This is a genomic window from Tunturiibacter gelidiferens, from assembly GCF_051013345.1.
Lineage (GTDB): Bacteria > Acidobacteriota > Terriglobia > Terriglobales > Acidobacteriaceae > Edaphobacter > Edaphobacter gelidiferens_A.
On the sequence record NZ_CP132939.1, the window covers coordinates 2,841,984 to 2,863,989 of the forward strand.

22 protein-coding genes and 2 pseudogenes are annotated in these 22,006 nt (G+C 59.0%); 6 read left to right on the forward strand and 18 right to left on the reverse strand.

Annotated elements, in window-relative coordinates:
• Positions 1-101: 101 nt before the first annotated feature.
• Positions 102-1,346 (reverse strand): pyridoxal phosphate-dependent aminotransferase, encoded by a 1,245-nt coding sequence (locus RBB80_RS14040; protein ID WP_433968846.1) that lies wholly within the window; start codon positions 1,344-1,346, stop codon positions 102-104.
• A gap of 316 nt (positions 1,347-1,662) precedes the next feature.
• Between RBB80_RS14040 and RBB80_RS14045 the strand changes: the two genes are divergently transcribed.
• The gene (locus RBB80_RS14045; protein WP_433968847.1) at positions 1,663-2,076 is read left to right on the forward strand and encodes a hypothetical protein; all 414 of its coding nucleotides are present in this window, start codon (positions 1,663-1,665) and stop codon (positions 2,074-2,076) included.
• A gap of 79 nt (positions 2,077-2,155) precedes the next feature.
• Here RBB80_RS14045 and RBB80_RS14050 read toward each other — a convergent pair whose 3' ends face one another.
• The 11 genes and pseudogenes from RBB80_RS14050 to RBB80_RS14100 form a co-directional block, all read right to left on the reverse strand.
• Positions 2,156-3,430, reverse strand: coding sequence for an aminopeptidase (locus RBB80_RS14050; RefSeq protein WP_433968848.1), 1,275 nt, complete (start codon positions 3,428-3,430; stop codon positions 2,156-2,158).
• A gap of 18 nt (positions 3,431-3,448) precedes the next feature.
• Positions 3,449-4,198 (reverse strand): 4-hydroxy-tetrahydrodipicolinate reductase, encoded by a 750-nt coding sequence (dapB, locus tag RBB80_RS14055; RefSeq protein ID WP_433968850.1) that lies wholly within the window; start codon positions 4,196-4,198, stop codon positions 3,449-3,451.
• A pseudogene (gene lysC / locus RBB80_RS14060) lies at positions 4,146-5,547 on the reverse strand (lysine-sensitive aspartokinase 3). The gene dapB and the pseudogene lysC overlap by 53 nt, the downstream one beginning before the upstream one ends.
• Positions 5,548-5,573: 26 nt before the next feature.
• Positions 5,574-6,695 (reverse strand): aspartate-semialdehyde dehydrogenase, encoded by a 1,122-nt coding sequence (asd, locus tag RBB80_RS14065; protein WP_433968852.1) that lies wholly within the window; start codon positions 6,693-6,695, stop codon positions 5,574-5,576.
• 143 nt (positions 6,696-6,838) lie between these two features.
• On the reverse strand, positions 6,839-7,207 hold the full coding sequence (locus RBB80_RS14070) for a hypothetical protein (protein ID WP_433968854.1): 369 nt from the start codon (positions 7,205-7,207) through the stop codon (positions 6,839-6,841).
• A 27-nt stretch (positions 7,208-7,234) separates the two neighbouring features.
• Entirely contained in the window at positions 7,235-8,038 is an 804-nt protein-coding gene (locus RBB80_RS14075; RefSeq protein WP_433968856.1) for a carboxypeptidase regulatory-like domain-containing protein, read from the reverse strand.
• A 120-nt stretch (positions 8,039-8,158) separates the two neighbouring features.
• The gene (locus RBB80_RS14080; protein ID WP_433968857.1) at positions 8,159-9,205 is read right to left on the reverse strand and encodes an isocitrate/isopropylmalate dehydrogenase family protein; all 1,047 of its coding nucleotides are present in this window, start codon (positions 9,203-9,205) and stop codon (positions 8,159-8,161) included.
• Between the two features lie 180 nt (positions 9,206-9,385).
• A complete protein-coding gene (nrdR, locus tag RBB80_RS14085) occupies positions 9,386-9,865 on the reverse strand; it encodes a transcriptional regulator NrdR (protein ID WP_433968859.1) in 480 nt (159 codons plus the stop codon).
• 239 nt (positions 9,866-10,104) lie between these two features.
• The gene (locus RBB80_RS14090; RefSeq protein ID WP_433968861.1) at positions 10,105-11,148 is read right to left on the reverse strand and encodes a lysylphosphatidylglycerol synthase transmembrane domain-containing protein; all 1,044 of its coding nucleotides are present in this window, start codon (positions 11,146-11,148) and stop codon (positions 10,105-10,107) included.
• Positions 11,149-11,181: 33 nt separating this feature from the next.
• Complete coding sequence (locus RBB80_RS14095) at positions 11,182-11,889, reverse strand: lytic transglycosylase domain-containing protein (protein ID WP_433968862.1); 708 nt, start codon at positions 11,887-11,889, stop codon at positions 11,182-11,184.
• A gap of 56 nt (positions 11,890-11,945) precedes the next feature.
• Positions 11,946-12,950: an HAD-IIB family hydrolase gene (locus RBB80_RS14100; protein ID WP_433968863.1), complete on the reverse strand. Its 1,005-nt coding sequence runs from the start codon at positions 12,948-12,950 to the stop codon at positions 11,946-11,948.
• 123 nt (positions 12,951-13,073) lie between these two features.
• Between RBB80_RS14100 and RBB80_RS14105 the strand changes: the two genes are divergently transcribed.
• A complete protein-coding gene (locus tag RBB80_RS14105) occupies positions 13,074-13,427 on the forward strand; it encodes a hypothetical protein (protein ID WP_433968864.1) in 354 nt (117 codons plus the stop codon).
• A 466-nt stretch (positions 13,428-13,893) separates the two neighbouring features.
• Positions 13,894-14,496: a pyridoxal-phosphate dependent enzyme gene (locus tag RBB80_RS14110; RefSeq protein ID WP_433968866.1), complete on the forward strand. Its 603-nt coding sequence runs from the start codon at positions 13,894-13,896 to the stop codon at positions 14,494-14,496.
• Between the two features lie 252 nt (positions 14,497-14,748).
• On the opposite strand, the gene RBB80_RS14115 is transcribed toward RBB80_RS14110, so the two are convergent.
• The 4 genes from RBB80_RS14115 to RBB80_RS14130 all read right to left on the reverse strand — a co-directional run bounded on the left by RBB80_RS14115 (position 14,749) and on the right by RBB80_RS14130 (position 16,629).
• Complete coding sequence (locus tag RBB80_RS14115) at positions 14,749-14,919, reverse strand: hypothetical protein (RefSeq protein ID WP_433968868.1); 171 nt, start codon at positions 14,917-14,919, stop codon at positions 14,749-14,751.
• A 321-nt stretch (positions 14,920-15,240) separates the two neighbouring features.
• Entirely contained in the window at positions 15,241-15,570 is a 330-nt protein-coding gene (locus RBB80_RS14120; RefSeq protein WP_433968869.1) for an STAS domain-containing protein, read from the reverse strand.
• A gap of 121 nt (positions 15,571-15,691) precedes the next feature.
• On the reverse strand, positions 15,692-16,030 hold the full coding sequence (locus RBB80_RS14125) for a zinc-binding dehydrogenase (RefSeq protein WP_433968870.1): 339 nt from the start codon (positions 16,028-16,030) through the stop codon (positions 15,692-15,694).
• Positions 15,979-16,629, reverse strand: coding sequence for an alcohol dehydrogenase catalytic domain-containing protein (locus RBB80_RS14130; RefSeq protein WP_433968872.1), 651 nt, complete (start codon positions 16,627-16,629; stop codon positions 15,979-15,981). The genes RBB80_RS14125 and RBB80_RS14130 overlap by 52 nt, the downstream gene beginning before the upstream one ends.
• Positions 16,630-17,270: 641 nt before the next feature.
• Between RBB80_RS14130 and RBB80_RS14135 the strand changes: the two genes are divergently transcribed.
• From RBB80_RS14135 to RBB80_RS14145, 3 genes and pseudogenes are all read left to right on the forward strand, one after another.
• Positions 17,271-18,179: an MATE family efflux transporter gene (locus RBB80_RS14135; RefSeq protein WP_433968874.1), complete on the forward strand. Its 909-nt coding sequence runs from the start codon at positions 17,271-17,273 to the stop codon at positions 18,177-18,179.
• Positions 18,137-18,283: pseudogene (locus RBB80_RS14140) on the forward strand (MATE family efflux transporter); the annotation flags it as partial. The gene RBB80_RS14135 and the pseudogene RBB80_RS14140, both read left to right, overlap by 43 nt.
• Before the next feature lie 110 nt (positions 18,284-18,393).
• On the forward strand, positions 18,394-18,624 hold the full coding sequence (locus RBB80_RS14145; RefSeq protein ID WP_433969669.1) for a hypothetical protein: 231 nt from the start codon (positions 18,394-18,396) through the stop codon (positions 18,622-18,624).
• A gap of 37 nt (positions 18,625-18,661) precedes the next feature.
• On the opposite strand, the gene RBB80_RS14150 is transcribed toward RBB80_RS14145, so the two are convergent.
• Together RBB80_RS14150 and RBB80_RS14155 are read right to left on the reverse strand one after the other, a co-directional pair.
• Positions 18,662-19,582 (reverse strand): DMT family transporter, encoded by a 921-nt coding sequence (locus RBB80_RS14150; protein ID WP_433968875.1) that lies wholly within the window; start codon positions 19,580-19,582, stop codon positions 18,662-18,664.
• A gap of 91 nt (positions 19,583-19,673) precedes the next feature.
• The gene (locus RBB80_RS14155; RefSeq protein ID WP_433968877.1) at positions 19,674-21,791 is read right to left on the reverse strand and encodes a M13 family metallopeptidase; all 2,118 of its coding nucleotides are present in this window, start codon (positions 21,789-21,791) and stop codon (positions 19,674-19,676) included.
• Positions 21,792-22,006: the final 215 nt, after the last annotated feature.

Here is a 22,006-nt window from a genome sequence, read left to right on the forward strand (position 1 = left end):
GTTTACCGCGCCGGCGGTGTTGATTTCAGAACAACCGTCCCCGCAACTCCCCAAAACAAAAAAAGCCCCAGCGATCTCTCGCCAGGGCTTCTTTTACACAACTAGCCTCTAGAGAGCTCCGACGGCACGTGGAACTCCGGCATACGAAGCTCCGCCGCTCCGTTCGCCGCACCCGCCGGCATATCCATGCACTTCACGAAAGCTGTCTGGAACTTCTCCATTTCAGCCTTCGTCCCCACCGTCACCCGCACATAGCTCGGCATGGCCGACCACGTCCGTCCAATCGCAACGTTCTCCTTCAACATCGCAGACTGAAACTCCTTCCCGGGCCTCTTCACATCCACCATGAACATGTTGCCCTGCGACCCCGGAACAACCTTGTAACCGTGTTTGGTCAGAAACTCCACCGTCTCCGTCCGAATATCTGCATTGATCTTCTTGCGCAGCGGCACCAGGTCCTTGTCTTGCAAACTCGCGCGAGCAGCGGCAGCGCTCGTAATCGAGATACTCGCCAGGCTCTGGCTAGGCCCACCGACGTTGTTAAATCGATCAATCAGATCCGGCCGCGCCACCGCAAATCCCGCACGCAGGCCCGCCATCCCATAGATCTTCGAGAACGTCCGCATCACAATCACATCTTTATCCTGGTTCACCATGTCGATGCACGACTCGTCATTCGAGAAGTGGTGATAAGCCTCATCAATGATCACGATGGATCCCTTCGGCTTGTTATTCACCAGCCAGACAATGTCTTCCTTAGGCGTCATAGTCCCCGTCGGGTTATTCGGATTCACGATGTAATAGGCCCCCGGAGAAGGATGTGCCCTCAACATCGCCTTCACATCATGCGCGTAGGTCGCAGTCAGCGGCACCGGATACTTCGGCGCCTTCATCACCTCAGCCGCGCGCGGTCCCTGTTCATAGCTCGGATCGCCATAAACCAGCGGCTTGTCCGGGCCAAGGTTAGACATCAGCGCCAGATCCAGCGGTCCGCTCGATCCAGGAAACAATGCTGAATAATCCTTCTTCAAACCAAACTCTCCATTGAACACATCAATCGTCTTCACGTACTCATCCCAGTGGTACCGGCCGCCCTGCACGCCCATGCTACATATCGCCGTCAGCGCGGACTGCGCCGGCCCCAGTGGATTTTCATTCGAGCTGATCACCACGGTGTCAGCCGACAGTGGCTGCATCCCACGCGATCCGCTTCGTCGCGCCGTCTGTGCTGGTGCTGCAGCGGGTGTCATCGCGGCAAATGCAGGAAACGAAGTAGCCGCCGAGGCAGCACCAGCAATGCGCAGAAACGACCTACGGGAAACGCCTTGCGTCATATCGGAATTCATAGAGTTCTCCTCGAAAGTCGATTAGTAGAGATGCGACACCGCGCAACAGAAGGAATACGCCTACTGAGGAAGATGAGCTAAGGTTTTCTGCAAACCAGATCGTCTTGCCGAAACTACTCTTTGAGAACTTGGATGTTTGGACGAACCGCAGTACGGTTGAAGATCAATCTACAGCGAGTTTCCTGCGAATGCGAGGGAAATTTCCTCAGTCGACAAGAAAAACAGAGCGGAACTTCTCCGCGATCTCCCTCGTAATCCTGCACGACCAACGTCGACCACGCCTGCGAAGGCTCGTAAACCGAAACTCGGAGTCTAGATGCAAGACATAGCCCGGTTCCTCATCTTCATGGCAGCCGCATTTCTTCTATTTATTGCCGTTCTTTCGTTCATTACTCGCAAACGAACAGGTAGACCCAGCGCGGGATTACTACTCACCCTTGCGATGATCGTCGTTGTAGCAGGAATGATCTTCGCAAGGTATGCCCACCTATGGTTACCCACGCTCCCCTGGCAGATCTACTACGGCCTTCCAGCCTTCATCACACTCACTCTGGCGCCACTTGCCTTACGAATGTCACGCGCTGAGATTGCCCAATACATTCCTATGGCATTCCTCATGGCACCTCTAATCCACCTTGTGTTCTCATTACTGGTCGGATGGCATGACTACATGCCGTTCCCCTTCTACATACCCTCTGTAGCAGAGCTTTTAGCCAGCAAAGTTCGCTAAAAGCACCCCGAGCAATGTGGTTTCGAGCGAAGCGCACCAGACCGGTAAACCGTCCAAACGGCTACCGGGCCAATCGACGCTAAACCCACTCACCCATGCGCATCAACGGCTCGGCGGTTCCATCCGCAGCCACACCGTCCACATCCATCTCACCCGACCCGATCATCCAGTCCACATGGATCAGGCTGGCATTCGCACCCAGTGCCGCCAGCTGCTCCGCATCCATCTTCTCGCCGCCGATCAAGCACGTCGAATAAGCCTGCCCCAGCGCAATATGGCTCGCCGCATTCTCATCGAACAGCGTATTCCAGAACAGCACGCCACTCTGCGCAATCGGTGACGAGTGCGGCACCAGCGCCACCTCTCCCAACCGCCGCGCTCCATCGTCCGTACTGATCAAACGATTCAACACATCTTCGCCAGCCGTCGCCGTGGCTTCGACAATCCTGCCGCCTTCAAACCGCACAGCAATATTCTCAATCAGCGTCCCCTGGTGCGACAGCGGCTTCGACGCCCGCACCGTCCCATCCACGCGGTCTTTATGCGGAGTCGTAAAGCACTCCTCAGTCGGAATATTCGGCTGACAATAAACTCCATTCCCCGCAGTCGTCCCACCGCCGGCCCACAAATGATCATCCGCTAACCCAACGGTCAAATCCGTCGTGCCATCTTGCGATTTGAAGTGCAGCGCCGAAAACCGCTTCGCATTCAGCATCTCCATACGCGTCTTCAGCCGCGCGCCATGCTCCTGCCACTCCACCACCGGATCGTCCACAGCCACGCGCGAAGCAACAAAGATAGCCTCCCAAAGCTTGGCAACCGCGACCTCCACCGGCTCTCCTGGAAACACCAGCTTCGCCCACTCCGGCGTCGCACACGCCACAATCGTCCAGTTGATCTCATGCCGCGTAATCAACTCCATCGCCGGCTTACCCGCCTTCGACGCCGCAACGTTAGCCCGCGCCACCTTCGCCGGATCCTGCTTTGCCAGCAGCGCAGGGTTAGTCCCCGCAATCGCCAGCCGCGCCGCACCGCTCCGGAAACCCTCTGCAATCCCATCCTGGAGCCACTTCGGCGCATGATCGAAACTCGCATCCGCACCATACTCAAATCGCGCCAGCACACTCGGGTCATCCGAGTAGAACGTAGTCACCAGCAGCGCCCCTGCCTTATACGCATGTTCGGTGATCCGACGCACCAACGGCAACGCCTCCATCGGAGCGGACATGATCAACTCCTGCCCCGCCCTCAGCCCCAGCCCCACCTTCACCGCGACCTCTGCCAGCCGGTCCAGCTTCTCTTCAAAGGTCAAATCCGCAAACTTCGTCTTCGCTACTGCTTCCATCACGCTCATAACGTCTCCTTGCAACCACTAAATCTCGCTGTAAACATCCTGAAAGTCATAGCATCCAGACCGCGAAGACAGCCACTCCGCCGCTCTCACCGCGCCCTCGGCAAAAGCCCTTCGCGAGAACGCCTCATGCGTCAACACCAAACGGTCTGCGTCGCTCGCAGCGCTCAGCGAATGCACTCCCATCACATCGCTGTCACGCTTCGACTCAACCGGCACCGCAGTCGCACCAGTCGCAGCCTCCACAACCTTAGCCAAGGTTATCGCGGTGCCGGAAGGCGAATCGAGCTTGCTCGCATGATGCGTTTCGGCAATAGAAAACGCATACCCTGCGTTCTTCAGATCTTCCCCCATCGTCTTTGCAAGGCGCAACATCACCTGCACGCCGACGGAAAAGTTCGTTCCATACAACAGCCCCGCCTGTTTCCGTTCCGCCAGCGACTTCATGTCCGTCAGCTTGTCATACCATCCCGTCGTCCCAATCACCATCTTCGCGCCCGTCGCCAGGCACGCCCGCATATTCTGAACCGTCGCCTCCGGAGTAGTGAAATCAATCACCACATCGAACCCCGAAACAAACGGTGGCGTCAGCGCCGCCGCTCCCGCATTCTCCTTCGCATCCAGCACATGTACGCTATGCCCGTGTTCTGCTGCAACAGTTGCCACCAGCTTGCCTGTCTTCCCCATCCCCAACACCAGAACCCGCATGTCTTCCTTCCTAAGCCTTACCCTCAAGCTGAACCCGGTTCGCAACATCGAACACCGTCTCATCCGGGTTCGCAAAAAGTGGTTGTGCAGACTCCGCACCGCCTCTTCGACATCCTCTTCATCGATCATGAAGCTCATGTTGATCTCGCTTGCCCCCTGCGAGATCATCCGCACATTCACATGGCTGATCGACGAAAACACCTGACCCGCGATGCCATTGTGCCCGCGAATATCCTCTCCCACCAGGCATACCAGAGCCTTATGCCCTTCCATCTTCACATCCGCAATCTTCGCCAGCTCTGCGCAGATCTCCGGCAACTGCTGATTGCTGTCCACCGTCAGCGAGATGCTCACCTCGCTCGTCGACACCATATCGATCGCGCACTTGTACTTATCGAAGACATCGAACACAGCCTTCAGATACCCATGCGACATCAGCATCCGGCTTGCGACGACGTCAATAATCGTCAACCTCTTCTTCGCCGCAATGCTCTTGAACGGACTCGCGCACTTCGCCGCCATCGCCGTAATCTTTGTGCCTTCATTCTCCGCGTTGCGAGAATTTAACACCCACACCGGAATGCTCTTCTGCACGGCCGGCAATATCGTCGCCGGATGCAGCACCTTCGCCCCGAAGTAAGCCAGCTCCGCGGCCTCTTCGAAGCTGATCGTCTTCACCCGCAGAGCATCCGGGCAGATCCTCGGATCAGTCGTCATAATGCCGTTCACGTCCGTCCAGATCTCAATCGCGCCCGCATGCATCCCGCCACCCACCAGCGCAGCGGTGAAGTCACTCCCGCCACGCCCCAGCGTAGTGGTCACACCCTCCGCCGTCGATCCAATAAACCCGCCCATCACCGGCGTCTTTCCACCTGCAACTAGAGGCAACACAATCTCCGCCAGCTTCGCCTCAATCGCACCATCCAGTGGCACCGCCTTGCCGTAGCTCGCGTCGGTAATGATGCAGCTTCGAGCATCGACATGCACGCCCTGCAGCCCCTGCTGATCCAGCGCTTCCGCCATCATCCTGCTCGACAGCCTCTCGCCGAAACTCACAACCAGATCGTTTGTACGCGGAGTCAGTTCTCCCACCGCCGCAATCCCGCGCAGCAGGTCGTCCAGCGCATCGAACTCCTGATGCAACACCTGCTGCACTCGCACACATCGCTCCCCTCCAGCAATGCAGTCGACGTATCGATATGCCGGTGTCTCAGCCGAGCGCCAATCGCCAGCGACCCAGCCTTATCCCCACGTCCAGCCGCGGCCGCAGCCGACAACAACAGATCCGTCACCTTCGCCATCGCCGATACCACAACGACAGCCTCCAGCCCCCTCTCCCGTCGTCCGCGAACGATCGATGCAGTCCGTTTCATCGCCGGCGCATCTTCCACCGACGTACCCCCAAACTTCATCACAACCAGCTTCTCTCGCGCTACACTCAAGCCGTCACCGCCACGGCCCTGGCCGAAAACCTCTCCAATGGAACGCCCAACTTATCCAGCTTACCCAACAAAGCCAGCACCTCCGCGTTCAGTACCGCCGCCCCCGCCGCTCCTCGAATCGTATTGTGCGACAACACCACAAACTTCCAATCCAGCACGGTGCACTCGCGCAAACGTCCCACCGTCGCCGCCATCCCATGCCCGCGCATCTTGTCCAGACGAGGCTGCGGCCGGTCCACTCCCTCGTCATACTCCACCGGCTGCTCCGGAGCGGTCGGCAGATGTTGTCCCTCCAGCGGCAAAAACTCTCTCCACGCCGCCAGAATCTCCTCACGCGTAGCCTTCTTCTTCAACTTGATGCTTACGCACTCCGTATGCCCATCCTCCACCGCAACCCGGTTGCAGTGCGCGCTCACCTTCGCATCTAAAATCTCGACCTTCGCGCCGCTAAGGCGGCCGAGCAGCTTGCCGACCTCCTCCTGCAGCTTCTCCTCTTCATTCTTGATGAACGGCACCACGTTCCCCAGAATGTCGAGCGATGCCACGCCGGGATACCCCGCGCCGCTCACCGCCTGCATCGTCGACACGAACAAGCTCTCAATCCCGAACCTCTCCTCAAGCGGCTTCAGCGCCAGCACCAGTCCAATCGCGCTGCAGTTCGGATTCGTGACGATATATCCACCGCGCCCGCCATGGTCCTTCCGCCAACTCTGCGTCTCCAGCAGCGCGAGATGATCAGCATTCACCTCCGGCACCACCAACGGCACATCCGCCGTCATCCGGAACGCGCTCGAGTTCGAAATCACCGCGCATCCCGCCGCCGCAAACTTCGGCTCCAGCTCCCGCGCAATATCCGCATCCAGCGCCGCAAAGATAATCTTCGGCAGCTCAATCGCCGAGCCCTCGGGAACATTCGGCTGCAACGTCATCGCAGCGATTCGAGCAGGCAGCGGAGTATCCAGCTTCCACCTGCAAGCCTCGGCATACGTCTTCCCAGCGCTGCGATCGCTCGCCGCCAGCCACGCAATCTCGAACCACGGGTGATTGCTCAAAAGTTGAATGAATCGCTGCCCGACCATTCCGGTCGCGCCAAGAATGCCAACCCTGCGTCGTTCCATCCACTAAGAATAACGCGCCGGCCCAACACCGTCACTCGTCACAAGCCGACCAACGGGAGGATCAAGCAGAAGACCCAGCAAAAGGGGTATACAAGTCACGAAGTGACCGCCCTCCGCGCAGGAGGCCCGTCCGGCAGGACGCTCTAGTTATCCCGCCGCCGTGTGCGCGTCATCCGGTGGCCGCCGCCGGCCCACACCAGTAAGGCCACCAGCAGATGTAGCAGAAACCAGAAGTGAATCCCCTGATCCTGATAGATCAGATAAAGCACCAGCGCCCTCGGCAGCAGCAGCCAGAAAAGCAGCGGAACCAAACCCTGAAAATGAGGCGGTGTCAGATCGAAGTGAAACGGCCCCAGCAAACCCTGAAACCAAGCCACCACCATCGCCAGACGTGGAAGAAACAGAGCAAACACCAGAAACCAAAGCGGCAGCGCATGCACCACAAACGCCAAATCAACTGTGAACTGCGCCGTATGCTGCATCGCTGTCAACACCGTCAATCCTGCAATCATCCCGCCTCCGTGGCTGCTTTATCGTATTCACTTCGAGCTAAAGCTGAAATCCACCTTAGCCGTTCCCTTCGGCTCAACCGTTACCGTCATCGTCTGCTCGCCCAGCTTCTCGTGCACCGCCGCCAAAGTATACGTCCCCGCCGGCAATCCGCTAATCCCAAAGTGCCCATCCCCATCCGTCACCGCAAAAAACGGCGTCGCCGACACATTGATAAACGCATTCATCCAGGGATGGTTATTACACCGCACCGGAATCATCACCTCCGGCTGATTGAACTGCTTCACCTGCGGCGCACCCTTGGGCCCCTGCGAGATATCGATCGGCTGGCTTCCCACCACCGTCGGCATCGTATGAATGTTGTGCATCGTCGAGTCTGAGTTCCTGAACTCCACCGACCCGCCGCGCACCACCGCGATCACATGCGGCACATACTTACACCCTACCTGGTCCAGCACCACAGGAGCAGGCGTCGGCCCACCGGCCAGCATCGCAGCCGGAGGCCCGCTCTTGATATACACGTACACATTCCCGAGCTTGCCATCCTTCACGGCATACTGCTCCGCAAAGTTGTCTCCCGCGGTCATCGAACAAACGGGGTCCATCGACATATCGATCTTCACCGGCTCCGGAGTCTTCCCAGCAAACCGAATCGTCCCCGTCACCATCCCCAGCGTCGCCTTGTCGAGCTGAACCGTCGAAGCCGGAGGAGTCGCCGGAACAGTCGCCGTACTTCCATCGCCGCTATGCTTCACTGCGTCACTCGGCTTACATCCGCTCAACCCTGCCGCCGCAACCGCCGCGGCCATCAACCACCCACAAATCCGCCTCATACCACCTCGCACCTTTACAAAAAATCGTCATCTCGACCGAAGGCGGCGTTCTTTGCCGCCGCAGTGGAGAGATCCCTGTATTCGCCCCTGCCTCTGCGTGCGTCCTCAGTGAAGAATTCCCTACGCCGCCGCCACGGGAGCTTCCATCGCCTTCACCACCGCATCCGCAAACGCCTTCGTCCCGCTTGTTCCCCCGACATCCTTCGTCAGCGTCTTACCTTCACGATAGACCTGCTCCAGCCCGGCCTGCACACGCTCCGCAGTCGCCGGTTCATCGATGTGGTGCAGCATCAGCACCGCGCTCTGCAGCAGCGCAGTAGGATTCGCCATATCTTTCCCCGCAATATCCGGAGCCGATCCATGCACCGCCTCAAAGATCGCGCACTCTGTCCCCAGGTTCGCACCTGGAACAAGTCCAAGCCCACCCACAAACGCACTGCAAAGGTCGCTCAGAATATCTCCGTACAGATTCTCGGTAAGCAAAATATCGTACTGATAAGGATTCATCACTAGCTGCATGCAAGTGTTATCCACGATGTGTTCGTGATAAGCGACCTCCGGAAAATCCTTCGCCACCGTCTGACAACACCGAAGAAACAGGCCATCCGAAAGCTTCATAATGTTCGCTTTATGGATCGCATGAATCTTCTTCCGTCCATGCTTCCGTGCGTAATCGAACGCGAACTTGGCGATCCGGGTCGAACCCTTCTCGGTAATAATCTTCAGCGCCTGCACCACCCCCGGCACCACCTCATGCTCCAGGCCGGCGTACAGATCCTCCATGTTTTCGCGCACAATAATGAGATCCAGCCCCGGGTACTTCGTCTTCAGACCCGGCAGATTTTTCACCGGCCGAAAATTCGCAAACAGCTCAAACTTTTTCCGCAGCGTCACGTTGATCGAAGCGAACCCGCCGCCAACCGGTGTCGTCACCGGCCCCTTCAGCGCCACACGATTCTTCTCGATCGAGTCATACAACACCTTCGGAATGTACTCACCCGTCTTCTCGAACGCATTGGCCCCCGCGTCATACGGATGCCAGTCAAACGCAACTCCCGTCGCCGCACCCGCGGCCTCAAGTATCTTCACCACCGCGCCAGAGACTTCCGGGCCAATCCCGTCGCCCGGAATCAAGGTAATCCTGTGCGTCTTCTTCGTTGCCGTCATCCACTACCGCCTTTTCTGTAAAGTTAGACTCATTCCAAATCTTCCCACCGGAAGGGCGTCATCTCGACCGGAGCGGCAGACGGTCTCATCGTCTGTTGCGCAGCGGAGAGACCCCGTATTTCGTCTTTGTCGTTGCCTATACTTTAAGATCCGTACTATCCGCGAAGATCCGCGGTCACCTCACCTCTTCGACAATCTCTTTCGATCTTTTCCGTTCAACAAATCTTCCAGCTCTTCCTTGAACTCGCGAACGTCTTTGAAGTCCCGATACACACTCGCGAACCTGATATACGCAACCGTATCGATCTCCTTCAGCCGCGACATGATCAACTCGCCAACCTCATTCGTTGTCCGCTCGCGCTCCGGAGAATCAACCACGTACGCCTCGGTCTCATCCACAATCCGCTCCAGATTTACCGCGGCCACAGGGCGCTTCTCGCACGCGTGCAGCAGCCCACTTAGCACCTTCTGCCGGTCGAACTTCTCCCGCCTTCCGTCTTTTTTCACTACCATGTAGGGGATCTCGTCGATCCGCTCATACGTCGTAAATCGCTTGTTACAGCCTTCGCACTCCCGTCGCCGGCGTATCGAGTCCGCATCTTTACTCTCGCGTGAATCGACAACTCGGTCCTGGGCAAAACCACAGTAGGGGCACTTCATCGGAATAAATCGATTCTAGCAGCGGGTGTCCTGCCGGACGGGCGCCCTGCGCGGGCGGCGGTCACTTCGTGACGCGTATGCCGGTCTAGGCAAGATGAGCGGCATAGCTCCTCCCGTTGGTCGGAATCATCATCGCCGACCAACGGGAGGCCCAGAGCCCTTCACTCACCGCAAAAAGGTATACAAGTCACGAAGTGACCGCCCCACGCGCAGTGGGCCCGTCCGGCAGGACACAGCATCTACCCCAAATCCACCGCAGCCCCAGCTGCCTCGCTCTCCTGCGCCACCCTCCTCAAGCTCACATGCTCCACCCGCGAATAAATCAATCCAGTAGGAATGATGCAAAGAAAAGTCACCACCAGCAGCAACGCTCCGCAAGCCGTAGCAGCCTCAATCGGCGCACCGTAAAACGTATGCATCGCCGCCGCCGTGATCGCAATCTGAGTAAACCACCCAATAATCGGAAGCTGCACCAACGACCCGCCAATACTGGCCGCCATCAGCAGCATCGTCCGCGAAAACGTCACCCCTGCCAACTCAGGCGTATGCACAAACGCATGCGCCGTCTCCAAATAAGCAAACCCAATCATCATCCATATCGTCAGCGACAGCAGCGTCACCACACCAAAGTCCCGCGCCGAAGACAACGCATTCAATCCATCGCGAAACCCGATGATCTTCGTAGCAATACTCTCTCCAGCAGACTTCGAAACCAGCCCCACCGTCCCCCGCGCAAACGACGCCACCGCCCCACCCGCAACCCGCACCACACCCGCAAAGATAGCGATCGCCAGCGTCGCGCCCATGCTCAACACACCCGCCCGCACAAAGACCTCATGATGCGGCAGCCCCTTCGGAGTAAACGCCAGCGCTCCAGAAAAGATCAGCGCAGCCGCGCCCAGATCGAACATCCGCTCAATCGTCCACACCGCCACCTGCGAGCTCAGGGACAGATCTTCCCGGCGCGATATCAGGAACGGCCGAGTGAAGTCTGCCAACCGCCCAAACAGCGCGACAGCGGTAAAGCCAATAAACTGCGAACCCACAAGGGAAGTCGCCGCAACCTTCTTCGTCGGCGACACAAACACCGACCACCGCACCGCCCGCAGATAAAACGTAACGTAAATCAGCACAATACCCGCAACGATATGTCCCAGGCTCACATAGCGAAGCTGCTGCCAGAAGTTGGCCCAGTCGAACTGCACCTTGGTCCGAAACAGCCACACCAGCACCACCAGCGCGACTGCGCCGACTCCCCACATCACTCCATTACGCTTCGTCATCCATCTCTCTCTTGGTCTGCAGCCTGAGCCCGGTCACCGCGCCAGCGCGACCATCGCCATCTGCTTCCGCCGATTGAACTCGCGAATCACTCTGGCCACATACGCCCGCGTCTCGCGATACGGAGGCACCCCATGATACTTATCAACCGCACCCGGTCCGGCGTTATAAGCCGCCAGCGCCAACGCCACATTGTCGTGATAGCGCGTCAGCATCAAATCCAGATACGCCGTACCGCCAGAAATATTCTGCTCCGGACGAAACGCATCCTCCACGCCCATCGCACTCGCAGTCCCCGGCATAAGCTGCATCAACCCCTGCGCGCCAGTCCGCGAGACCGCCCTCACCTGGCCGCCACTCTCTGCCCTCACCACACTGGCCAGCAGATCTTCATCAATGTTGTGCGCCGCACCCGCATGCGCCAACATCTCATGCATCTCTTCCTTCGTCGGTGCAATCATCAACGTTACCGCAGACGGCGCCTTCACCTCTTCCACTGGTTCCGGCAAATCCGCGATCATCTCCACCCGAACCACTGCGTCCGATGCAACATCCATGTAGTTCGAATCGGAAGCGGGCTTACCCTTCTCAACAAAGTAGAGACGAACTCTATCCCCAACCGCCTCCCGCCGAACGCAATCCACCTCGAAACCGTTCTTCAGCGTGACATGCTCCGCCGCATGCGCCAGCGGACACATCACAGCCACCATCGCTACGCCAAACACAAACGATCTAAGACACATTGCCACATTCAAAGCCTAACACCCTCGGCCCGCAATCGACCCAATCAAAACTCCCACTATCGTGTCACTGGCAGACGGTTCAGCGCCGCTTCAATCGCCTCTGCGACACCATCCTCATCATGCCGCCGCCCCATCACCCACCCTCTCTCTCCAGCCATCGCTTTCAAATCCTGCGGAGCGTTTGCCATCAGCACCGCGTGCCCCGCAACCTCCAGCATCGAAACGTCATTCCAGTTATCCCCAATCGCCAGAATCTCCTCCGCCTTCACCCCATGCCTCTCCGCCAGCCGCAGCAGCGCCGACCCCTTGCTGCACCCCGCCGGCAAAATGTCCACAATACTCAAATCCCTCTCCGAATACTCCGTCCGATGCAGCGCAGCCTCCGTCACCGCAGCCCTCTCCTGAGGCGAAACCCCACTCTTGGCCAACCCAATATTCTCCAAATCCCGCACCTCATCTCTCCGCAGCGGCGTAACCCCCACAGCCGACACTCCCGGATGCTCCAGCAGCCTCGCCTCCGCCCGCCGCATCCTCTCCACCGTTCCGCACAGCATCATCTGGATGGGCGAATCTCCCTCCAGCGCATTCTCAATCGGCACCACACATTCGATATAAGGCTCATTCGCCGCCACCCACCTGCCGATGCTCGCATTCAGCTCCGCCAGATGTTCCACCACCAACGCCCCGCGGACATCCTCCCCATCCGAGCCAACCCTATCGAAGGTCACCACCAGCGCGTTGCGAAACTCCTCCACATGCCCACACAACCACCGCGCCGTCTCCACCGGCAGCAACGTCCTCTCTAACAGTTGCGCCCCAATCGTCCGCGTCACCGTCCCATTCGAGCTGATCAGCGCATCCTCCTCCCGCAGACCCAGCCCGCGCAGCACCCTCATCGCATAAGAGTGCCGCCGCCCCGTAGCCACCACCACCTTCACCCCCGCCCTCTCCGCCGACTTCATCGCGGCCAGATTTCGCTCGCTTACCTGCCCATCGGGCCCCACCAGCGTCCCGTCCATATCCACCGCGATCAAACGCATCGAAACCTCAATTCCCTGCATATTCTCTCATTTGTCACGGATATATATCAATAAACCGTTCATTATCTTTCATTTACCGGAAATTAACTCGACATTCACATGCCACCGGGCGAGACTGGAAGCAGGCACCACAAAGGCTTGTTTATGTTTCACAAAAACGTACTAACCTCCCTCGGGAGCATCTCACCGCAGCAAATCCCAGCTTCTTCTCCCCAGCCCTCCAATCGAATCGCGCTGGTTGCACCCGGTAGCGAAGCTCCGCCCCAGAGGAAACCATCGCCGCTCCTCGACCTGATCGCCATCGCTGCACCACGATGTTCCTCGTTCTTCGCAGAGGCGGCGGTCCTCGTCCTGGTCCTGGCCCTGCTCGACAGGTTCATGCTTAAAGGCCGGATGGAGCTCAACTGGGTCGTCAGCGCCTTCGCCATCAGTTTTGCCCTTCTCATCGCCAGCATCTTCATGGACTTTTCGTCACGCCGCTGGCTCAAACAACACTGAAGGCAGAGACTGCCTCACGTTCGCCCTGCGCGGGCAGCGATCACTTCGTGACATGTATACCGGCTTCGCCCGGGCCTCCCGATGGTCGGCGCAAATATCTTCCTCGCGACCAACGGGAGCGTCAACCGAAGGAGTATACCCGTCACGAAGTGACCGCCGCGCGCAGCGGTCCCGGCCGGAAGGCCACCCAACAGGTTTTACGGTAACATCTAATATATGCCCGCCATTGCTTTCATCGAATGTTCTCGCTGTCACCACCACCTCTCTGCCGAAACCCCTCAAACGCTCTGCCCCTCTGCGCCGGCTCGCTCTACGTCCGTTACGACATGGACAAGCTCCGCCACACCGCAAAGCGCGAAGACATCGCCTCCCGCGCCGCAGCATCGCCCTCAAGCCTCGGCATGTGGCGCTACTCCAGCGTCCTGCCTGACGTAACCCCGTCACTCTCGGCGAGGGCTGGACCCCCATGCTGCACAGCAAGCGCTACCCCGGCCTCTACATCAAGGAAGAAGGAGCCAACCCCACCGGCACCTTCAAGGCCCGCGGCCTCGGCCTCGCCGTCACTATGGCCAGGCACTATGGTCTCCAGCATCTCGCCGTCCCCTCCGCAGGCAATGCCGCTGGAGCCCTGGCCGCCTACGCTGCTGCTGCCGACATCAAGGCCCACATCTTCATGCCCCAGGACGTCCCCCTCGCCAACTACCTCGAAGGCGTCCTCTATGGCGCGGAGGTCACCATGGTCGACGGCCTCATCTCCGACTGCGCCCGCATGGTCGCCGAAAACATCAAGGCCCAGCACGACGCCAACACCCCCGCCAACCAGATCTGGTTCGACATCTCCACACTCAAGGAGCCCTTCCGCGTAGAAGGCAAAAAGACCATGGGCTACGAGCTGGTTGAACAGCTAGGCTGGACCTACCCCGACGCCGTCTTCTACCCCACCGGAGGCGGCGTAGGCCTTATCGGCATGTGGAAGGCCTTCGACGAAATAGAGCAGCTAGGCTGGGTCGAGAAGGGAAGCAAGCGCCCAAAGATGTACGCCCTCCAGGCCAGCGGCTGCGCCCCGTAGCCAAAGCCTTCGCAGAAGGCCAGCCAGTCAGCGAGTTCTTCGCGAACGCCGCCACCTTCGCTGCCGGACTCCGCGTCCCCAAGCCCTACGGCGACGCCATCATCCTCGACATCGTCCGTCAGTCCGGCGGCGCAGCCTCGCCTTCACCGACGAGCAGATCCTCGCCAGCATCCTCGACTGGGCCAAACACGAGGGCATCTTCCTCTCCCCGAAGGAGCCGCCGCCACCGCGGCCTACGACGCCCTCCTCGCCTCAGGCGAACTCAAGCCCACCGACAAGGTCGTCCTCTTCAACACCGGCGCAGGCCTCAAGTACACCGACATGACCGCCGAAGCCATGCACCTCAAGCGCCCAAACGAAAAGAAAGCCCGTCTCCCAAAGAGCATGCCCGTAGGAGGCATCATCACCCCCCAATAAGCCCATTCCGACCAAAGGGAGGACCCCGGCCGCTAACCCACCAGGACCGGTACAAGAGTCACGAAGTGACCGCCTCCCGCGCAGGGAGCCCGTCCGGCAGGACACCAGGAAGCGGGATAGGGCGCGTCATCGGCCCTATCCCAGCGCTTTCAGAGTTCTTCTTGTCGTGGCCGTTGCCTGTTCTTCTGTCGTTGCCGTTGCCTGTTCTTTTGTTTGTCATTCCGCAGCGAAGCGGAGGAATCTGCGGTTGCGGTTGCCGTTGTCTTTTCTAAAGATCCGCGTCCTCGCCGAAGATCAAATCAGCTCTTCCGCGTGTCGAACAGGCTCTTACAGACTGGCCTCCGCCGCATCCACGGTCGGAAAGCTCTTCAAAATCTTATGCACCTTCGTCATCTCAAGCAACGACGCAATCCGCTCATTCACGCCTGCCAGCAGAAGCTTTCGCCCATGGCTCTCCGCCGACACGTAGTAGTTCATCAGCAGCCCCAGCCCGGCCGAGTCCATATAGGGCGACTCGCTCAGATCAACGATCATCACCTGCGGAGTCTGCCCGCGAAACTCATTCTGAAACCCGAAAATCGTAGACAAGGTCAGCGGCCCAACGAGCTTCAGGATCGTCGTTCCCTCACTCCGTCCGTCCGTAAAGCGATGAGTCAAAGGTTGCTCGAGCATGTTTGAAAGTGTAGCAAGCCCTCGCGGCGGAAGATTACAAGCGTGTAAATCCTCCAACCCCTGCCGATTCCTCAGCCAAGCCCACGCCCCCGCTACGCAAAAGAATCTAGAGCTCCACCACCACTTTGCCCAGAGCACCGGACTCCACCAGCGCATGGGCAGCATCGAGATCTGTTCCTGCAAAGTGCCGTTCATTCATCATCGGCCTCAGCTTGCCTTCATCAACCAGCTCTGCCGCCTCGCGAAGAATCTCCCCATGATGCGCCTGCCCCAACCCCGTCAGCAGCGGCATCAGCGTAAACACGCCTGAGTACGTCGCCCCGCGAAAAGAAAGCGGCGCCAGCGAGTGTGAGCTCCATCCCAGGCAGCTCACCACGTGGCCGGTATATCTCTTCACCGCAACAAACGACGCGTCAATCGTCGCACCGCCCACCGTGTCATACACAACATCGAAGCCCTCCCCTCCGGCATATTGTTCACATACTGCTCTGTCGAAAGCGTGCGGTAGTCGATGGGCACCGCACCAAACTCTTCCACGAAGTGTCGCTTCTCCGCTGAGACCGTAGCGAAGACCTCAGCCCCGAAGGCCTTTGCCAGCTGCACGGCAATATGCCCCACTCCACCCGCCCCCGCGTGGACCAGCGCCCTCTGGCCTTCATGCACCTTCGCGCGATCGATCATACCTTCCCACGCCGTAATGGTGACGAGCGGAAGCGCCGCAGCGTCTCGCATCGAGAGCGACTTCGGCTTCAGCGCGACCAACCCCGCATTGGCTACCACAAACTCGGCCAGCGTCCCCTGCAATCCGCCAACGCCCCCCACCATCCCATACACCTCATCGCCCGGCTGTAACGTTGTCACACCATCGCCAACCTCTTCCACCACTCCGGCCATATCAAGACCCAGCACCGCGGGCAGCGGCTGCTTCGCATGAGCCGCCTTCCCCGCCCGGATCTTCGTGTCCAGCGGATTCACGCCACTCGCATGCACGCGCACCAGAACCTGACCTGCCAACGGAACAGGGCGGGGAAGCTCGACCTTCATAAAACCTGCTTCGGAACGTTCCACAACAAAGGCGCGCATTCGGTTCTCTCAATCTTGTGAGCAATTTTGCAGTTAACCTTTCCCAACCATCGGAAGGTTACAAACGTTTGATTCGTCGGTCTTCAAAACGGTCCGGCTCCTAAAGCCTTTGCCGTAATCCTGCGTCCTCCAGCTTTCGGCCTCATCCTGCGCCCCTCCAGGTTTTGCCGTCATCCTGAGCGGAGCGAAGGATCTCGACGAACTCTAACCTGCCTCACCGCTCGTCCCTTTCAGCCACCGTCCTGCGGTGTCCATTCTTCCCTCGCGGCAGGCTAGTCCTGTTTATGACAATCTATCGGCCGAACCGCTCTTGCCCTTGTCAACCCCCAAACTCACCAATCACTGCGCCAGACAAGCAGATTCGCGTGGCGTATTAGTTTCATTCCACCAGCTATACTGGTAGCAGACTTCAAGAGACCCCGGCCCAACTCCGGGGTTTCGTCTTTTTCCAGCAATACCGCGATCTAAACACAACAAAACAAGTATTTTGTGCGGAAGTCTCTTGTAATCAATATTTTGCAAGCACTATAGGCTGCTATCTAACAGAATCGATTGAACTTGCGTACAAAATACCCTGAGGGGGAGGGGTACCCGAAAATACGATGTCCATTCGCCAGCAAATTCGGCCTGTGCTCACGCTAGCCCTCCCGCTCATCCTCGCCGAACTCGGCTGGATGTCCATGGGTATCGTTGACACCATCATGGTCGGACACATGGCCAACCCGGCGCTCGCCATCTCCGCCGCCGCTCTCGGCCAGGTCCTCTACAACACCATCGCCTTCGGCATCGCCGGTGTTCTCCTCGGCCTCGACACTTACCTCTCCCAATCCCACGGAGCGGGCCGCTTCGACGAAGCCAACCGCTGGCTCCTTCATGGCCTCATTCTCGCCGCAGGATTAGCGCTCACGCTCATCCTCATCATCCTCTGCGCCCCCGCCCTCATGCTCCGCCTCCCCATCGACCACGCCGTCCTTAGCGGCTCCGTGGCCTTCCTCGGCGCTCTCAACTACGGCACTCCCGCCCTCTTCCTCTACTTCACCCTCCGCCGCTACCTCCAGGCCTTCAACCACGTCCGCCCCATCGCCGTCGCTCTGGTTACGGCAAACCTCATCAACATAGTCGGCAACTGGCTCCTCATCTATGGTCATACCTTCGGTCCCCTCCGCATTCCCGCCCTCGGAGTCACAGGCGCAGGCCTCTCCACCGCGATCTCCCGCTGCTATCTCGCCCTCTTCATGGTCGTTGCCCTGTGGCGCATCGAGCGCCGCCACCACTACGGCCTCCGCAGCATGGCCCGTCACTTCGAACCCCGCCGCCTGCACCGCCTCGCACTCCTCGGAGCCCCCGCCGGCGGTCAGATCTTCGTCGAAATCTCCATCTTCGGCATGGTCACCTTCCTCATCGGAGTCATGGGCCGGCTCCCCTGGCCGGCCACGAGATCGCACTCAACTGCGCCAGCTTCACCTTCATGGTTCCCTTCGCCATCTCCGCGGCCGCGGCGGTGCGGGTAGGCCAGGCGATCGGACGCAAAGCCCCCGCCGAAGCCGCCTCCGCTGGATGGGCCGCAATCCTCCTCGGCGCAGGCGTGATGGCCTGTTTCTCCGCTGTCCTCCTACTCTTCCCTCACGCCATCGCAGCCAGCTTCACCACCGACCGTGACGTCATTGCCGCCACCATCCCCTTCTCTTCGTCGCCGCCGTCTTCCAGTTCTTCGACGGCCTCCAGATCACCGCCACCGGCTCCCTCCGCGGCGCCGGCAACACCCACGCCGGCCTCATCGTCCACATCGTCGGCTATTGGATCATCGGTCTTCCGATCGGCTACCTCTTCGGCTTCCGACTGCACCTCGGAGCCGTCGGCCTCTGGCTAGGCCTCTGCACTGGCCTCATCCTGGCGGGCATCACCCTCACCCTCATCTGGCGCCACACCACCAAAAACTCAGATCCTCGACACTGACCCATGAGCCTCTGACGACCAGCCACTAACCGCAACTTCAACCAGCCAGAGCCATATCCTCGCGCACCCTGGTCTTCGACCGCGTCGTCAACGTAACGGCCGAAGCAAGAATCAACCCGCCTCCAACCCACGCGCTAGGCCCCAGCCGCTCCCCCAGCACAATCACCCCCAGCACACTCCCAATCAGCGGCTCCATATTCAGCAGCACTCCGGCCTGCGACGCCGGAACCTGCGTCATCCCCCAGTTCCACAGCAGAGTAGTCGTCGCCGTACAAAGCACTCCACTCGCAGCCAGGGCCAGCCACGCCTTCACCGACACCCCTGCCACCGGCGGCATCCCATACCGCACCGGCACCCACACCATCAGCATCAAGGTCCCCAGCAGCAACCCATACGCCGTCACCACAACATGCGAGTGCCGCCCCATCAACTCCTTATTGAAAAGAATCCAGAACAACGCAATCAGCAACGAAACCACCACCAGTGCATCCCCAGCCAGCGTCGCGCCGCCTTTGGCATGCAATCCACCACCCAGAGCAATCAGAGCCGCCCCACTCGTCGACCCCGCCAGCGCCACCCAACCCACCCAGTCCATCCGCTCATGTGCAAACGCCGCCGCCCCCACTGCAAGAATCACCGGCATCGTCCCCACCATCAACGCAGCATGACTGACCGTCGTAATCGACAGCGCATAGAACTGAATCAGAAACTGCAGCGGCACACCCAGAAACGAGGCCGCCAGAAGCAACCCCCACTCCCGGCGATTCAACCCCGGCCGATGCGTCACCAGCAACGGCAGCAGCACCACCATCGCAAACAAGAACCGGTACAACACCATATGCGCGAAGCTCATCTCCGCCAGAGCAATCTTGCCAAAGAAAAACCCGCATCCCCACAACGAACTAGCCAGCGCACAAGCCGCAAACCCCAGTGCCCGTCTCTTCTCCAAAACCGCCATACTTCCACTCTCGCACACTTAAAGCGAACGGGAGAGAAAGCCGAAGCCTCTCTCCCGCGTCGTCTCGAACCCGAAGACTAAGCCAGATCGTTCACCAAACGCGGCAGCTCCTCACGGGCACCATCGGCGCGCCCTTCTTGCAGCCAAACGCCGCCGCAAATCCAGGCTGATTCACAATAGCTCCATTCGCGCGGAAGTGGTCCGGCGAGTGAGGATCGGTCAATACCTGCGTCCGCACCTGCTCCGGCCGCGAGTTCTCGCACCAGTTCTGCGCATAGCCGATGTAGAACCGCTGTGTCGCCGTGTATCCATCTTTCTTCGCCGACAGATCCACGCCCTCCTTCTTCGCACGATCGAGGTAAGCCATGTAAGCCAGCAGCAAACCGCCATTGTCAGCAGTGTTCTCGCCCAGCGTCAGCCGGCCATTCACCTTCACGTCGTCGACGGCGACAAAGCTGCCATACTCATCCGCCAGACAGTCCGTCCGAGCCACGAAGTTCTTCGTATCCTCCGGTGTCCACCAGTCGCTCAGGTTGCCTTTGCCGTCGAACTTCTTCCCCTCATCGTCGAACCCATGTGTCAGCTCATGCCCAATCACTGCGCCGATATGCCCGTAGTTCACTGCGTCATCCTGCTTCGGATCATAGAACGAGGGCTGCAAAATTCCAGCAGGGAAGTTGATGTCGTTCATGCTCTGGTTGTAATAAGCGTTCACCTCAGGAGGAGTCATACCCCACTCGCTGTGGTCCACCGGTTTGCCGATCTTGTTCAACTGCCGGTCATTCTCAAACGCATCGGCGCGTCGCGCATTGCCCAGTGCGTCATCCGGTTTGATCTCGAGCTTCGAGTAGTCACGGAACTTATCCGGATACCCAATCTTGTTCGCAACCTCGTGCAGCTTCTCCTTCGCTTTCACCTTTGTCGCCGCCGACATCCAGTCCAGTTGGTCGATATCCCGTCCCATCGCTGCCTCAATGTCGCCGACCATCTCCACCATCTTCGCCTTGCTGTCTCCGGCAAAGTACTGCTCCACATATACCTTGCCCAACGCCTCGCCCAGCGCGCCATTCACGGAGTTCGAGCAGCGCTTCCATCGTGCTGCCTGCTCGGGCTGGCCATTCAGGATGCGTCCATAGAAGTCGAAGTTCTCTGCGTCGAACCTCTTCGGCAGCCTGCCAGCCGATGTCGTCAACACCTGATATCGCATGTAGGCCTTCAGCGTCTCCAAGTCGGTCGCCTGGATCTCCTTCTCGAGAACAGGAAAGAAATCGGGCGTCGAATTGTTAATCTCGGTCACATGCGGAGAGTGCATTTCATCCTCGAACTCTCCAAATTTGAACCCCGGCAGACTCGCCTCGAACGTCGCAATCGGCTGCAAATGGTAGGTCTTCTCCGGGTCGCGCATCTCAGTCACGCTCATAGAGGCCTTGGCCAGCGCGGTCTCGAACGTCATGATGGATTGCGCATCCTTCTTCGCTTTCTCTGGAGCGCTCCCCGCGAGCTCCAGCATTTTTGCCACGTGAGCAACATACTGCTCTCGCAGCTCGACGTCTTTCGCTCCCGTTCGCAGGTAATAGTCTTTTTCCGGCAACCCCAGCCCACCCTGCTGTGCAATCGCAATCTGCTTGGTCGCATCCTTAAAGTCCTGCTGTTCCCCATAACCGAAGAACACATTCACCCCGATCCTCTGCAGCTTCCCCATCAGTGGCGGCAGGTCAGACTTGCTCTTCACGGCGTCAATCTCATGCAACAGCGGTTCGACTGGAGCCAGTCCTTTCGCTTCAATCGCGTCCGTGTCCATGCAGGCCTTGTAGTAGTCGCCAATCTTCTGCTCATCAGGAGAACGCCCCGCGCCACCGGCAGCCGCCTTATTCAAAATCCCATTCAACGATTGAGTGTTCACGTTATACAGCGCGTAGAACTGGTCCACATTCGGTTGATCTGCAGGGATCGGATGGTTCGCCGCGAACTTCCCGCAGGCAAACTTGTAAAAGTCGTTACATGGATCGACCGACATATCCAGAGAGGTGGTATCGAATCCCGGAATCGGTAGATAAGTCTCGGTCGGCTTGCTATTGCCGCTCACCAGCTTGGTCTGCTGTGCCAATCCTGCAGTCCAGGCGCCGGCCATAGCCAAGCCAATCACTGAACCAACTCCAGCCCGGCGTCTCATTGTGCCAGGCACTCCCAACATCCATGCGTTCGACATTTCATCATCCTTTGTGTGCAGAATTTCTGCAGCCTTTGTATCACCAACCCAACGCCGGCCATTATTTTCACCCGTTCGTCCGCATACCTTGGCGTCGCCCGCGCGTCTGTGAAAGCATTACAGCCAGCGTTCTCAGTGAGCAGAGATACGCGTCTACTCCCATGACGGTTCCCAGATCTCTCATTTCGACGTTCCGCCGCCCCTCCCGCTCATGG